The sequence below is a fragment of the Qipengyuania sp. B-5 genome (assembly GCF_056857815.1).
Window position 1 is genome coordinate 26,317 of sequence record NZ_JBSXNU010000045.1, and the last position, 14,663, is coordinate 40,979.

Below are 14,663 nucleotides of genomic sequence, written 5' to 3' on the forward strand. Positions count from 1 at the left end.
GCGAGAATGGTGCCGCACGAGAACCGGGGCGCAGCGGACTTCCGGTCCGTGAGCACCGGAAGCGCAGTGCGGTGCCGTTCGCAGCAAGCGAGAGTGCCGGGCTGGGCATCGCTCACAGCATCCCCAGTTCGAGACGGGCCTCGTCAGTCATCTTTTCGGGGCCCCAGGGCGGATCCCAGACGAGATTGACCTCGGCATCGCGGACACCGGGTACGCTGGCGGCGCGCAATTCCACTTCGCCGGGCATGCTTTCGGCCACCGGGCAATGAGGTGTGGTCAGCGTCATGATGACGGTGACATCGCACTCGTCGTCGACCTCGACGCCGTAAATCAGGCCCAAATCGTAAATATTGACCGGAATTTCGGGATCGTAGATTTCCTTGAGCGCATCGATCACCGCCTGCTGCAGTTTGCCGCCCGGACCCGAAGCACTTTCCGTCTCGGGCTTTTTGGCGAGGAAGCCTTCGAGATAATCGCGCTTGCGCTCGAGCTTCTCGCCAGCAGTCTCATCGGAATCGACGGCGTCCGCAACACGCGCCCGCGGGGGTTTGCCGACAATCGTATCGGCAGGCGAGGGGGCGGCAATGAAATCCTTGTCGTCGCTTGGCTTGTTCATCCGAAGATCCTCCGGGTCCTTTCGATTCCGCGCATCAGCGCGGCTATATCGTCTTCGTCGCTATAGAGGCCGAAGCTGGCGCGGGCCGTGGCCGGAACGCCCAGATACTCCATCAAAGGCTGTGCGCAGTGATGTCCGGCGCGGATGGCGACGTTTTCTTCATCCAATATGGTGCCCAAATCGTGCGGATGAACCCCATCGAGTGCAAAGGATACGATTCCGGCGCTTTCCTCAGGTCCGAAAAGCGTCACGTCGTTCAGCTTGCGCAGTTCGGCGCGTAACTTGGCTGCCAAGGCAGTTTCATGTTCGAACAGCCAATCCGGTCCGAGCGCGTCGACATAGTCGATGGCGGCATGCAGCGCGATTGCCTCGGTAATCATGGGTGTCCCCGCTTCGAAGCGCTGCGGAGGCGGGGCATAGGTCGTGCCGTCGAATGCGACCTTCTCGATCATCGAACCGCCGCCTTGGTATGGAGGCATATGGTCGAGAATGTCCTCGCGCGCCCAAAGTACGCCGATGCCGGTGGGACCATAAAGCTTGTGGCCGGAGAAAACGTAGAAATCGCAATCCAGCGCAGCCATGTCGAGCTTCATGCGTGGGGCGGCCTGACAGCCATCGAGCAGGATTTTCGCGCCGACAGAATGAGCCAGATCGGCGGCCCTGCGTGCATCGAGTACCGAACCTAAAACATTCGACACATGTGCCAATGCTACCAATTTGGTTCGCTGCGAGAGGAGTGCTTCCAGTCCGCCGAGATCGATCCGGCCGTCTTCGGTCAGCGGGCAAACCTCGATTTCCGCTCCGGTCCGTTCGGCAAGCATTTGCCACGGCACGATATTCGAATGATGTTCGAGCGTGGAGAGGATGATCCGATCGCCCTGGCCAATGCGGGTCATGCCCCAGGTCGCCGCCACAAGGTTGATGGCTTCGGTTGCGCCGCGTACGAACACCACCTCGTTCTCCGACCGCGCACCGATGAAATCGGCGACCCGGCGGCGGGCTGCTTCGTATCCCAGGGTCATCTGCGCCGAACGGCCATAGACGCCGCGGTGCACGGTCGCATAGTCGCGGCCGAGCGCCCGGCTCATCGCGTCGACAACGACCTGCGGCTTCTGTGCCGAGGCGGCCGTGTCGAGATAGTGCCACGGCTTGCCGTCCTGGGTGACAAGGCCGGGAAAATCGGCTTTCCGCGTAAGGGTGGCAGCTTCGCTCACAAGTGCTTGTCCAGCTTGTCCAGCGCGATCTGCATCAACCGCTCCTGCGTTTTCTCGTCATCCAGACCCACCAGCGCATCGCCGATGAAGGCCTGTACCAGAAGTCGGCGAGAGAGGTCGGGCGAGAGCCCCCGCGCGGCCATGTAGAAGCGTGCGCTCTCGTCGAGCTGGCCCACGGTGGCGCCATGCGCGCACTTCACATCGTCGGCGAAGATTTCCAGCTGCGGCACGGCATTCACGCTTGCACCTTTTTCGAGGAGCAGGCCCTTGAAATCCTGCGCCGCGTCCGTCTTCTGGGCGTTTCGCACCACATCGATGCTGCCGAGGAAGTTGCCCGTTCCCTTGCCCCAGTGGACGCTCCGTACGGTCTGATTGCTCGTTCCATCGGGTTCGGCATGGATCACGTGGGTGACGAACTCGCGCACTGTATCGCGGCCGCCGACGGTGATGCCGCCCATTTCGAAATGCGCGCCCTTGCCGAGCGTCGCTTCCACTTCGACCCGGGCATATTCGCCCGAAGCAATGACGCCAAAAATCTCGCAGCGGGCATTCTCGCCGAGGTTCACGCGCAGCTGGACCAGCTCCGTTTCGCCGGAATCTTCGTCGCTTATGACGACAAGTTCGCGCACGCTCTCGCCTGCCGCCACGTCGAGCTGACGCCATTTGCCGAGATCGTCCGCACGCAGTTTCTCCACCGCGGCATAGCGCCAGGCTTCATCCTTGCGGGTCGGAAGGTCGAGCGTCCCGCTCATTCTGCCGCCCTCACGATGGCGATGCGGCGCTTACCCTCGCGGTGGGCCTTTTCGATGCAGGGCTGAACCTCGTCCATCACTTCCTGCATCTGTGCCTTGCGGTCTTCGGCGGGTGCATCGGAGGCGGCGATGGTATCGAGCTCTTCTGCGCGAGGCGCATAGCAGCCGATCATGGCACCGCAGCGCAGCAGGTCGACCGCCTGGTCGCCCGAACTCTGCTTCATGCGGCACGTCAGCTTGTCGTCCTCTTTCTTGTAGACGCCGCCCTGCCATTTATCGAACACCTTATCGATCGCGGCAGTTTCGCGCGCGACGTCCTCTTCGGTCGGCGTCGATGCGGCTGCAGGCGCGGCAGATTGAACAAGCAGGAGGGTGAGTGCAGCGAGAATCATGCGGCCTCCATCACGGCATCGTAGCCTTCGCTTTCGAGTTGCTGGGCAAGTTCCGGCCCGCCGGTCCTGACGATCCGCCCCTTGCTCAGGATCGACACGCGATCGGGTTTCACCACCTCGAGCAGGCGCTGGTAATGAGTGATCAGCAGCACGCCCTTGGCGGGATTGCGCATGATTGCGTTGATCCCTTCGCCCACGACGCGCAATGCGTCGATGTCGAGACCGCTGTCGGTTTCGTCGAGCACGGCAAAGGCGGGATCGAGAATGCCCATCTGGACCATTTCTGCGCGCTTCTTCTCGCCGCCGGAAAAGCCGACGTTTACGTGGCGCTTGAGCATGTCCATGTCGAGCTTGAGCAAAGCGGCCTTTTCCTTGGCCAGCTTGAGGAATTCGCCGCCCGTAAGCGGTTCTTCGCCGCGCGATTTCAGTTGCGAATTAAGCGCTTCACGAAGGAACTGAACATTCGAAACACCCGGGATTTCGACCGGATACTGGAAACCAAGAAACAGGCCGGCAGCAGCGCGCTCGTGCGGTTCCATGTCGAGCAGGTCCTGCCCCCGGAAGGTGACTGATCCGCCCGTCACCTCATATCCCGGTCGACCGCCCAGAACATAGGAGAGCGTCGACTTGCCGGCACCATTGGGGCCCATGATGGCATGGACCTCTCCGGCAGGGACTTCGAGACTTAGGCCGTCGAGGATTTGCGTACCGCCCACTTCGGCGGTGAGATTGTCGATCTTAAGCATTGTCGTTCCTGGTGTAGCGGGGGCGCGGCGCGCTGCTGCGCTGGTGCTCGCGGCGCGCCTGTTGCTTGTCGGCGATGCGGCTGCGCATGCCGAGCGTTATACGTTCGAGAACCGCGTCCATGTTCTCGAGGATGTCCCTGGCGGCAATCCGCATCACGCGAATGCCGACCGATTCGAGGCTCTTGTCGCGGCGCTTGGCGAGGGCATCGTCCTGCCCTTCCTCGTCGATCATGATCGCCATGCCGAGATTGTGGCAGTTGAAATCGACGATCGCACTGCCGACGACGGCGTGGCGCTTGAAGGTATAGCGGCCCATGTCCGCCTTGGCGAAACGCTCGGCCAGCGCCTTGTGCGCCTCGGTCGAATAGCGCCGCATCTCGCGCGCCTGTTCGTGCAGGGCGTCGAGACGCTTCTCCGAAATTTCCCAACCCCGGCCCTTCTTCTTGATCGAAGGGGCCTCGTCGGCGGTCTCGGATGGATCGCGAAGCTGGAGCGTCTTGCGGTCAGTCATTGGACGAAGGATCCTACCGAAGTCCAAACCACCGAGAGTGGCAGGTAGATGAAAATAACGATGCCGACCGCCTTCAGCATGATGTCAAACCAGAACATGCGCGGCTGAACCTCGCGATTGGTCCAGTAGCCGAAGACATAGCTGCGGCCCGTGCGCAGCTCCACGCTAATCCTATAAGCCAGAAAAGCGGCTACCGCGGCGGGGAAACCAATCAAGAAAAGTATCGACAAGAGTCCGAGCATCACCCCACACTCCCCTCAAGCGAAATCGCCAGCAGCTTCTGCGCCTCTACAGCAAACTCCATCGGCAGCTGCTTCATCACGTCCTTGGCGAAGCCGTTGACGATCAGTGCCATCGCCTCTTCCTCATCCAGACCGCGCTGCATGGCGTAGAAGAGCTGGTCGTCGCTGATCTTGCTGGTGGTCGCCTCGTGCTCGATCTGGGCGGAGGGGTTCTTCACCTCGATATAGGGCACGGTATGCGCGCCGCACTGGTCGCCGATCAGCAGGCTGTCGCATTCGGTGCGGTTGCGCACCCCGTCGGCATTGGCCGCCACGCGCACAAGGCCACGATATGTGTTGTTCGACTTGCCTGCCGAAATGCCCTTGGAAATGATCGTCGAGCGGCTTCCCTTGCCGTTATGGATCATCTTGGTGCCGGTATCGGCCTGCTGGTAATTGTTGGTGACGGCGACCGAGTAGAATTCGCCCACGCTGTTTTCGCCATTGAGTACGCAGGAAGGGTATTTCCACGTCACCGCACTGCCGGTTTCGACCTGCGTCCAGCTGATCTTGCTGCGCGCACCCTGACAGAGCCCGCGCTTGGTGACGAAATTGTAGATCCCGCCCTTGCCCTCGGCATTGCCGGGGTACCAGTTCTGGACGGTCGAATACTTGATCTCCGCATCCTCCATCGCGACCAGTTCGACCACGGCGGCATGGAGCTGGTTTTCGTCGCGCATAGGTGCAGTGCAGCCTTCGAGATAGCTGACATAGCTGCCCTTTTCGGCAACGATCAGCGTGCGTTCGAACTGGCCGGTATTCTCCGCATTGATGCGGAAATAGGTGCTGAGTTCCATCGGGCAGCGCACCCCTTCGGGGATGTAGACGAAGGTGCCGTCCGAAAAGACCGCGCAGTTGAGCGTGGCGAAATAGTTGTCCTTCTGCGGCACGACCTTGCCGAGCCACTTCTTCACCAGCTCCGGATATTCCCTGATCGCCTCGCTGATCGACAGGAAGATTACGCCCGCCTTCTTCAGCTCCTCGCGGAAGCTGGTGGCGACGCTGACGCTATCGAACACTGCATCGACCGCGACCTTCTTCGCCCCTTTGACTCCGGCAAGGACCTCCTGCTCCCCAAGCGGGATGCCAAGCTTGTCGTAAACTCGCTTGATCTCGGGATCGAGTTCGTCGAGCGATTCCAGCTCCACCTTCTTCTTCGGAGCAGCGTAGTAATAGGCGTCCTGGTAATCGATCGCCGGATAGCCGAGCTTCGCCCAGTTGGGTTCTTCCATTTCCTGCCAGATGCGGAAGGCCTTGAGACGCCAGTCGAGCATCCATTCGGGCTCGCCCTTCTTGGCCGAAATGAAGCGAACCGTATCCTCGGTCAGCCCCTTCTCGGCGAATTCGGTCTCGATGTCCGACGACCAGCCATGCTCGTATTCCGCAGCCTTCGCAGCGGCTTCCTTCGCTTCGCGGTCCTGGATGTCCACCTGTTCGTTCACGCTACTTCCTTTTCCTGCGCCAGCTGCGTCAGCGGGATCCCCGCCAGCGCGCCGCGCAGAGCTTCGTTGACCATCGGCCAGTGCGGCCTGATGCGGCATTCGTGTTCCACCACGCATTCGGTACCTTCGATGCAGGCGGTCAGTGCGATCGGCCCCTCCACCGCCTCGACAATATCGGCAAGGCTGATCGCAGCGGCCGGGCGGGCCAGTTGCAGCCCGCCACCGGCGCCGCGCACCGACCGCAGCAGCCCTGCACCAACCAGCTTGCTGACCAGTTTCTGTACAGTGGGTGCCGGAAGCCCGGTTTCGGCTGCGAGATCCGACGCACTGACCCTGCCCCCGCCGCAATGGCGGGCAGCCTGGCTCATCGTGACGACGGCATAATCTGCAAGGTTCGAAAGGCGCATAATTTCAAATCGGACGAATCCGCTCCGATTAACCAGCTATGGGCCGGACCTTCGAAATTCAACGGAAAACCGCCAATTGCGAGTCGTTAGCAATTGGCTCAGGGCCTTCAGCCGCGTCCCAGTGCCTCGTCCTGACTGCCGCCGAAGAGATCGACCGAGCCATAGCCGGGTTCGCCGAGGGTTTCCTTGACGACCGACTTCTCTTTCGGTTTCAGCCGCCTCGGCGTGCGGCCGGTGAAGTGACGTATTTCCTTGATCATGTGAGCCTGATCGTAAAACGCCTCGCGGATTTCGGCTTCCAGTCCAGGCGCAAGCTCCGGCAGCGATAGCAACGTAGCCGCGCGGATCGCGCGGTAGCGCCGAATCAGTCTCACGGGAGGCTGGCCGAAAAAGCGCGCAACCAAACGCTGCACCTGACGCTCCGAATAGGGCAGCGCTTCGTAAAGCGTCGCGACCTCCGGCTTGAGGGACGACGACAGCCATAGGAGTGTGCGATCAATCACCTGCCTGTGGCGAACCGGTATCGGGGAAATCCCGTCCCGCACAATCGAAGCGAGCTCTTCCAGCGCCTCACGCTGCGAAAGTGCACCGGCGCCTATGCGCGGAGAGATCGCAAGAAGGCGCTCGGCAAGTGGTTTGGAAAGAACCTCCTCGACGGGCAGGGCGCAATCCCTGAATTTATCCACGGAGAGGCCCGTTAGTGCAGCCCAGCCGCGGAAATTGAGCGACACACCGAGCATGACGGTATCCGGCTGGATTTCGAACCTGTGCGCCCGGGTTAACGGACATTGGAAAAAAGCAGAGCGGGCATGGGCCAGACCGCCGCCAGCGAAGAACATTTTCCCGCCGCCCTGCAACAATACCACCAGCTGCCCGGAGTACGCAGGCATCATATCTTCGACCACGGCTCCACCAGAGCGCAGAATGTAGAGAGAATTCAGATAGGGCGCGATATCGGTGGGCGATTCCACCCACTCGAACGCATAATCTGCCGCGCCCGTGTCCCCCTCGGCCATACTGTCCGCCCCGTCAGCGCAAAGATCAGCTTGCAGACCGGTTTTGCGCGATCCAGCTATCGACGTTCTCTTCCATGATCGAGAGCGGTACGGGTCCGCTGGTGAGAATGACATCGTGGAAGGCGCGGATGTCGAAATCTTCGCCCAGTTGCTCCCGGGCGCGTCCGCGCAGCTCCATGATCTTCAACTTGCCGATCATGTAGGCGGTCGCCTGTCCCGGATAGACGACGTAACGCTCGATGGCCTTCCGGATATCGCCATCGGGATTTGGCGTGTTCTCGGTGAGATAGGCAATCGCCTCTTCCCTGCTCCAGCGCTTGTGGTGGATGCCGGTGTCGACCACCAACCTGGCCGCGCGCCACAGCTCCATGCCAAGCCGTCCGAAATCGGAGTAGGGATCGGTATAGAAGCCCATGTCCTTGCCCAGTTCCTCGGAATAAAGGCCCCAACCTTCACTATAGGCCGTAACTCCGCCGAAACGCCGGAAGGGTGGCACATCCCCCAGCTGGGTCTGGATCGAAAGCTGGAGGTGATGGCCAGGAAGCCCTTCGTGATATGCGAGAGCCTCCAGCTCGTTCTTCGACATGTCGTTCAGATTGTAGAGGTTCACATAATAGGTGCCGGGCCGCGAGCCATCGGGTGCGGGACGTTGGTAGAACGCCTTGCCCGCACTCTTCTCGCGAAATGCCTCGACCGGCTTGATGACCAGCGGATCTGTGGGAAGCGTGTTGAAATATTCGGGCAGTCTCGCTTCCATCGCATCCAGCTTCGCTTCCGCATCGGCCAGATAGGCTTCGCGGCTATCATAATAGAAGCGGTCGTCGCTGCGGGTATACTGGAAGAAATCCTGCAGATCGCCTTCGAAGCCGACCTGCTGCATGATCGCCCGCATTTCGCCGTGGATCCGCTCGATCTCGCGCAGCCCGATATTGTGAATTTCGTCGGCGGTCAGGTCGGTGGTGGTGTAGTTTGCCAACAGCGCTTCGTAATAGGCTGCGCCCTCGGGAAAACGCCAGATGCCGTCATCGGTCGGCGCGATAGCCTGTTGGCGCTTCATTTCCGCCAGCAATCGCTCATATGCCGGCCTGGCGCTGGAAGCCCATGCGCTTTCGGCCGTCTCGATCATTGTCGCGCTGCCATCGAGTTCGGCGACCTTTCCTCGGAAATCCTCGAGAATTGCGTTGTCGTTACCTGCTGCCAGCAGGTTCTCGATGTCCGAAATCACGTAGGGATAGACCCAGTCGGGCGGCATGATGCCGGCATCGGCATGCTCGCGCGATTGTGCAAGCAGCGTATCGAGTGCGGGGCCCATGCCTTCGATCCGGCTGATATAGGCTTCGGCATCGGATGTATCTGTTACGCGGTGAATATTGATGAGAAACGCCGGAAGCTGGCTTTGCGCACCGTTCATCTGGTCGAAGATGTAGTCATAGTCGCGGAAGGGAAACCTTGCTGCGCTGCGCTCCGCCATGGCGGCGAACAGACGGTAGCTCAGCGCGTCTTCGGCCGAGAGAGCAGAAAGATCGAAGTCGCTGCGCATCTTCGCTGCAGTCGATTGCAGCAATTCCTCCTCGCGCACTTCGGCGGCCTCGGAAAAATCGCCCCATTCCCCGTAATCCTCATCCCGGATTCCGCGATAGGCTTTGCTCAGGGGCGACAGCTCGAGCGAGGCGCGGTCGTATTCCTCGAACAGCCCGGCGAGACGTTCTTTTTCCGATTGCGAGCGTTCCGGCGCCTGGGCGTTTTCCGCGGGCATGGGTTGGGTTGTCGCACAGGCCGACAAGGCCAGTGCCGATATGCCCGAAGCGAAAAACTTGCTGAAAAGCCGCATTTTTACCCTCTCGTGATGTCGCTGGAGTACGTCCAAGCATGTCGGGGTCTACCAGTAAACAGTATAAATACGACAAGGATGGAGAGCCCTGCGATATTAGACAAAAAAAGGGCGGCCCACAGGGAGCCGCCCTCTATAGGTGAGAACTCGTTGCATTACTGCTTCGAGCCCTTCGGGTCGCAGGAATCGTGATAGCGGTTCTCTGTTTCAAATGATTGTATCCACGCGACATGGTCGTGCCGGAGAAGCCACTTTGGCGGAATTTTACAATAGAGTCCCGCCGCAGGACAATGGGTATACTCGACATGGTCCTGCACCTCGGTCATAGGCCGCGCAATGCTGTTCGATCTCCTTCGCCCCGCGGTGTTTGCCCTCGATCCGGAACATGCGCACCGGCTGACGCTGGCGGCCCTCAAGATGGCTCCTTTGGGGCCGATTGCGGAAGCAGGTCCGCTGGAAACCGAAGTGGCGGGCATCCGGTTCCCCAATCCGCTGGGCATGGCCGCCGGTTTCGATAAGGATGGCGAGGTCCCTGACAAGCTCCTCGCCCTGGGCTTCGGTTTCGCCGAGGTGGGTTCGATCACCCCGCGGCCGCAGGCGGGCAATCCCAAGCCACGTCTTTTCCGGCTGGTCGAGGACAGGGCAGTCATCAACCGCATGGGTTTCAACAATGGCGGCGCCGAAGCAGCAGCACAAAGGCTTGCGCAGAGGAAACAGCGCGCCGGTGTCCTCGGCATCAACATAGGCGCGAACAAGGACAGTACCGACCGCATCGCCGATTATGCCGAGATGACCCGGATCATGGCGCCGCTGGCCACTTACCTCGCGGTGAACATTTCCAGCCCGAACACACCGGGGCTTAGGGCGTTGCAGGACGAAAGTGCGTTGATCAGCCTGCTCGATGCGGTGTTCGATGCGCGGGGACCAGGGGGTCCGCCCGTGTTTCTCAAGGTTGCTCCTGATCTGGAACCGGCCGACATCGACGCCATCGCAAGGATTGCAATCGACAAGCAACTAGGCGCGCTGATCGTTTCGAATACCACCATTTCCAGACCCGCCCTTGCCTCTCCCCATGCGGGCGAAGCAGGCGGTTTGTCTGGAGCGCCATTGCACGATCTCGCACTGCAGCGCCTACGGGATTTTCGCAAGGCAACCGGGGGAGCAATACCGCTCGTCGGCGTCGGCGGTATCGCCACTGCGGAGCAGACCTGGGCGCGCATCAGGGCCGGTGCCAGCCTCGTCCAGCTTTACAGCGCAATGGTCTACGAAGGTCCGGGCCTGCCGCGAAAGATTATACACGGCCTAGAACACCTGATGCTGCGTGACGGCTTTTCCTCGATTGCAGAGGCGGTTGGAAGCGAATAGCGTCGCGCGTGATGTTACGGACACTGCCCCTTGCGATCGCCGCGCTTGCGATTTCCGCCTGCGCCACCGCCCCTCTCCAGCCCGAAGCGAAGGCCTTCGTCGGCCAGGTCAGTGCTGCCGACCCGCGCGCGCAAGCTGCCGGAGAGGAAATTCTTCGGCAGGGAGGGAGCGCCACAGATGCCGCGATCGCGGTGATGCTGGCGCTGACCGTGGTGGAACCGCAGAGTTCGGGCATCGGCGGGGGCGGGTTCCTCGTCCGGGGCGAGGCCGATGGCGATGTCATCACCTATGACGGGCGTGAAACCGCACCGGACGGCGCAACACCGGACTGGTTCCTCGATGGAGAAGGCAAGGTTCCGCCCTTCATGGATTCCGTTCTGAGCGGGCTGAGTGTAGGCGTGCCGGGTAATATCGCACTCGCGGCAAAGGCTCATGAGGCGCATGGCAGGCTCGCCTGGGCCGAGCTGTTTGTGCCCGCCATACGCCTTGCGCGGGGAGGGTTCCGCATCAATCCGAGACTGAACAACTCGCTATCCACCGCAAAGAATCGCGCCGCTTTCAGCGAAAGTGGCCGCGCGCTGTTTTTCGATGCTTCGGGCGAACCGTACCCTGTAGGCACGTTGATACGAAACGAGGACCTGGCCCGCACGCTCGAGACCATCGCAAAGCAAGGGCCGGAAAGTTTCTACTCGGGAGATCTGGCGCGAGAACTGGCTGCTACTGTAGCCGCAGCAACGCCCCGGCCGGGTGCGATGACTTTGGATGACATCGGAGGGTACGAGGCCAGGCAGCGCGAAGCGGTGTGCACGCCCTATCGCGAGTACCGCATCTGCTCGATGGGTCCGCCCACTTCGGGAGGTGTGGCGGTGCAGCAGATGCTCGGCCAACTGGAACGCTTCGATCTCGCGGAAATGGGGATCGATAATCCCGTCACCTGGCACCTGTTCCTGGAATCGCAGCGTCTCGCCTATGCCGACCGCGAGATCTATCTTGCCGACAGCGATTTCGTCAGCGTGCCGGTTGAAGGATTGCTCGCCGAAGAATATCTGACGCAGCGCAGTGCCCTGATTTCACAAGATAATGCCATGGCCAATGTGGAGGCCGGGAATCCGCGAGGTGCGTTCCAGGCACTGGCCGATGGCGACGAGCCGGAGGAGAAGGGCACATCCCATCTCGCAGTAATCGATGGCGACAGGACAATGGTCAGCTATACTACGACCATCGAGGGCGCTTTCGGTTCTGGGCTGATGGTAGGCGGCTTCTATCTCAATAACGAGCTCACGGATTTCAGCCGCTCGCCAGAAGTCGGAGGGAAGCCCGTTGCCAACCGGGTGGAGGGTGGCAAGCGTCCTCGCAGTTCGATGTCACCGACCGTGGTCTACGACCCGCAAGGCGAGCCTTTCATGGTTGTCGGCGCCGCGGGCGGCAGCACCATTCCCGTACAAACCGCCCGCAGCATCATAGGTGCTATCGATTTCGGACTGGATGCGGAGGAAACGCTGGGCCTTCCTTTCGTGATGGCTTTCGGAAACCAGGTACTACTGGAAGAAGGTACATGGTTGGAAGCGTCTGCCGATGCCTTCCGCGCGCTCGGACATCGGGAATTGCAGATCCGCCCCGCTCCGCTCAAGGGCGGCGCCCTGCTGTACCGCGGCGGCGAATGGCAGAGCGCGCGCGATCCGCGGCTCGCCAGCCAGCTCGAAATGCCCTGAGGAGTCGAGAGCCTCTCTTGCCGTAGCGTCGGGGGGAGCTTAAGCATCCGCGCTCAGTTGGTCGCACAACAAAAGAATAATAATTTCGAGGAGCCTGCCGTGCTGTCGGATATCGATTCCGCCAACAACCTTGTCGAACTCTTCCTGAAACGCGCGGACGAGCGGCCCGATCGCGCCTTTCTCGGCGCCAAGCGCGACGGAGAATGGCAGACGATCACCTGGCGCGAAGCAGCCGATCAGGTCTGCCTGCTGGCGGAAAGCCTCCGTCGCCTCGGCCTGCAACCCGGCGACCGCGTATGCCTGGTATCGGAGAACCGGCCAGAGTGGTGCATATCGGACCTCGCCATCATGGCTGCTGGATGCATCACGGTACCCGCCTACGTTACGAATACCGAGCGTGACCACATTCACATCCTCGACAATTCGGGGGCGAAAGCGGTCATTGTTTCGGATCAGAAGCTTCTTGGCCCCTTACACGGAGCCTTGCAGGCCACCGGTATTGCCGAGCATGTGATCGGGATCGAGGATCTCCACCGCCAGCAGTCAGGCAGTTTCAGCTATTATGATTGGGCGAAAATGCTGGAAGGCGATCCGGCACAGGCACGCAAGGCGGTCGAAGAGCGCATTGCGAAGATCGGTCGCGGCGATACCGCCTGTATCATCTACACCAGCGGCACTGGCGGCGCACCGCGGGGCGTTATGCAGCACCACGGAGCGATCCTCTGCAATATCGCGGGCGCGGCGGAAATCCTGATTGAGGATTTCGGTATCGACGATGAGGAGCGCTTCCTCTCCTTCCTTCCCGCCAGCCATGCCTACGAACACACCGGCGGGCAATTCCTGCCGATCGGCGTGGGCGCGCAGATCTATTATTCCGAAGGCCTTGAAAAGCTGGCCAGCAATATCGAGGAAACTAAACCGACCATCATGGTCGTTGTCCCACGCCTGTTCGAGGTCTTGCGGGCACGCATCATGAAGCAGGTCATGAAGCAGGGCGGCCTGGCCGAAAAACTGATGATGACCGCGCTGGAGGTCGGCGAGCGGCGGGCAGAGGGGAAATCGAAATTCGGCGACGGGATCAAGGATGCGATCGTCGGCCGTCTTTTGAAACCCAAGATACGCCAGCGCTTCGGCGGACGCATCAAGGCCATGGTTTCAGGCGGCGCACCGCTCAATCCCGAAGTCGGCATTTTCTTCGAGGCGATGGGACTGACCATGCTGCAAGGCTATGGCCAGACCGAAGCCGGTCCGGTCGTGGCGTGCAATCGCCCAAGTGCCGGGATCGCCATGCATTCTGTCGGTCCCGCTATGCGCGGAGTGGAGGTCCGGATCGCGGAAGACGGCGAGATCCTGTGCCGCGGCGAACTGGTTATGCACGGTTACTGGCAGAACCAGGCTGAGACCGAACGGACGATCAAGGACGGCTGGCTCCATACCGGCGATATCGGCCATCTCGACGAGAAGAACCGCATCGTCATCACCGACCGCAAGAAGGACATGATCGTCAACGACAAGGGCGACAACATCGCCCCACAAAAGGTCGAAGGCATGCTTACGCTACAGCCCGAGATCGGTCAGGCAATGGTGGCCGGTGACAAGCGCCCCTATATCGTCGGCCTGATCGTGCCCGATGCCGAATGGGCACTCGAATGGGCGCGCGAAAACGGCAAGAAATTCGACATAGCCGCGCTGCAGAACGATCCCGAATTCCGCAGTGCTGTGCGAAAGGCAGTTGACCGGGTGAACAAAGATCTGTCGGTGATCGAGAAAGTGCGCCAGTTCACCTTTGCCGACGAAGGATTCACCATCGAGAACGAAGAAATGACCCCTTCGATGAAAATCCGCCGCCACAAGATCAAGGAACGCTATGGCGACCGGATAGAAGGGCTCTATCGGAACTAGCTCGACAGATCTTTTAGATCGGCCAAAGCGGACTCCAATTCCTTTCGTTCGTTGATAATCGCTTCGAGAAAAGCCACTGCTTCAATGGCGGAAATCGGGGTTTTGGTCGAGACGGCCACACCCTTTTTTACTTCGACAGTCTCATTCACCAACGACCAATCCTTCGCATCATTTCCCCTCACGGTAAAACAGCCGTGAGCGAGCGAGTTTCGCTGTTTCTCTCGTAGTGACCAATGGAGGAGACGAGCGGCAGCTTTCGCAGCTTTAGGATTTTTGCCGAAACTTTGTTTCAAGGCCGAAGCTAGATTGCGGGTCCGCTGAGCGGCGCTCTCGTGTAGTTTTGGCGGAGGGTTAGCATTAGAAATGCCATGTGAAGAGAATGCTTCAATTATCGCCCTCTCGACGCGAGCGAAGTTATCAAGACACTGGCCGCGCCAATGATTTACAGCTGAAATCGCCTCGGTGGAATTTGCCAT

At 60.5% G+C, this 14,663-nt stretch carries 15 protein-coding genes; 3 read left to right on the forward strand and 12 right to left on the reverse strand.

The window, feature by feature from the left end; genetic code table 11:
* Nucleotides 1-112: 112 nt before the first annotated feature.
* From AC13CE_RS07630 to AC13CE_RS07680, 11 genes are all read right to left on the reverse strand, one after another.
* Nucleotides 113-616: an SUF system Fe-S cluster assembly protein gene (locus AC13CE_RS07630; protein ID WP_221538115.1), complete on the reverse strand. Its 504-nt coding sequence runs from the start codon at nt 614-616 to the stop codon at nt 113-115.
* Nucleotides 613-1,830: a SufS family cysteine desulfurase gene (locus AC13CE_RS07635; RefSeq protein WP_221538116.1), complete on the reverse strand. Its 1,218-nt coding sequence runs from the start codon at nt 1,828-1,830 to the stop codon at nt 613-615. The genes AC13CE_RS07630 and AC13CE_RS07635 overlap by 4 nt, the downstream gene beginning before the upstream one ends.
* The gene (locus tag AC13CE_RS07640; RefSeq protein WP_221538117.1) at nt 1,827-2,582 is read right to left on the reverse strand and encodes a SufD family Fe-S cluster assembly protein; all 756 of its coding nucleotides are present in this window, start codon (nt 2,580-2,582) and stop codon (nt 1,827-1,829) included. Before AC13CE_RS07640 ends, AC13CE_RS07635 begins: the two co-directional genes overlap by 4 nt.
* Nucleotides 2,579-2,974: a hypothetical protein gene (locus AC13CE_RS07645; RefSeq protein WP_221538118.1), complete on the reverse strand. Its 396-nt coding sequence runs from the start codon at nt 2,972-2,974 to the stop codon at nt 2,579-2,581. The genes AC13CE_RS07640 and AC13CE_RS07645 overlap by 4 nt, the downstream gene beginning before the upstream one ends.
* On the reverse strand, nt 2,971-3,720 hold the full coding sequence (gene sufC / locus AC13CE_RS07650) for a Fe-S cluster assembly ATPase SufC (RefSeq protein ID WP_221538119.1): 750 nt from the start codon (nt 3,718-3,720) through the stop codon (nt 2,971-2,973). The genes AC13CE_RS07645 and sufC overlap by 4 nt, the downstream gene beginning before the upstream one ends.
* On the reverse strand, nt 3,713-4,231 hold the full coding sequence (locus AC13CE_RS07655) for an endonuclease domain-containing protein (RefSeq protein WP_221538120.1): 519 nt from the start codon (nt 4,229-4,231) through the stop codon (nt 3,713-3,715). Before AC13CE_RS07655 ends, sufC begins: the two co-directional genes overlap by 8 nt.
* Entirely contained in the window at nt 4,228-4,476 is a 249-nt protein-coding gene (locus AC13CE_RS07660; RefSeq protein WP_221538121.1) for a hypothetical protein, read from the reverse strand. Before AC13CE_RS07660 ends, AC13CE_RS07655 begins: the two co-directional genes overlap by 4 nt.
* Nucleotides 4,473-5,954: a Fe-S cluster assembly protein SufB gene (sufB, locus tag AC13CE_RS07665; RefSeq protein WP_221538122.1), complete on the reverse strand. Its 1,482-nt coding sequence runs from the start codon at nt 5,952-5,954 to the stop codon at nt 4,473-4,475. Before sufB ends, AC13CE_RS07660 begins: the two co-directional genes overlap by 4 nt.
* On the reverse strand, nt 5,951-6,361 hold the full coding sequence (locus AC13CE_RS07670; RefSeq protein WP_221538123.1) for an RrF2 family transcriptional regulator: 411 nt from the start codon (nt 6,359-6,361) through the stop codon (nt 5,951-5,953). Before AC13CE_RS07670 ends, sufB begins: the two co-directional genes overlap by 4 nt.
* A gap of 107 nt (nt 6,362-6,468) precedes the next feature.
* Nucleotides 6,469-7,377, reverse strand: coding sequence for an AraC family transcriptional regulator (locus AC13CE_RS07675; protein ID WP_482972061.1), 909 nt, complete (start codon nt 7,375-7,377; stop codon nt 6,469-6,471).
* 25 nt (nt 7,378-7,402) lie between these two features.
* Nucleotides 7,403-9,208, reverse strand: coding sequence for a DUF885 domain-containing protein (locus tag AC13CE_RS07680; protein ID WP_221538125.1), 1,806 nt, complete (start codon nt 9,206-9,208; stop codon nt 7,403-7,405).
* Between the two features lie 336 nt (nt 9,209-9,544).
* Between AC13CE_RS07680 and AC13CE_RS07685 the strand changes: the two genes are divergently transcribed.
* The 3 genes from AC13CE_RS07685 to AC13CE_RS07695 all read left to right on the forward strand — a co-directional run bounded on the left by AC13CE_RS07685 (nt 9,545) and on the right by AC13CE_RS07695 (nt 14,187).
* Nucleotides 9,545-10,573: a quinone-dependent dihydroorotate dehydrogenase gene (locus AC13CE_RS07685; protein WP_221538126.1), complete on the forward strand. Its 1,029-nt coding sequence runs from the start codon at nt 9,545-9,547 to the stop codon at nt 10,571-10,573.
* Nucleotides 10,574-10,584: 11 nt separating this feature from the next.
* Complete coding sequence (ggt, locus tag AC13CE_RS07690; RefSeq protein ID WP_221538127.1) at nt 10,585-12,285, forward strand: gamma-glutamyltransferase; 1,701 nt, start codon at nt 10,585-10,587, stop codon at nt 12,283-12,285.
* 99 nt (nt 12,286-12,384) lie between these two features.
* The gene (locus AC13CE_RS07695) at nt 12,385-14,187 is read left to right on the forward strand and encodes an AMP-dependent synthetase/ligase (RefSeq protein ID WP_221538128.1); all 1,803 of its coding nucleotides are present in this window, start codon (nt 12,385-12,387) and stop codon (nt 14,185-14,187) included.
* Here AC13CE_RS07695 and AC13CE_RS07700 read toward each other — a convergent pair.
* Complete coding sequence (locus AC13CE_RS07700; RefSeq protein WP_221538129.1) at nt 14,184-14,663, reverse strand: hypothetical protein; 480 nt, start codon at nt 14,661-14,663, stop codon at nt 14,184-14,186. The genes AC13CE_RS07695 and AC13CE_RS07700 overlap by 4 nt on opposite strands.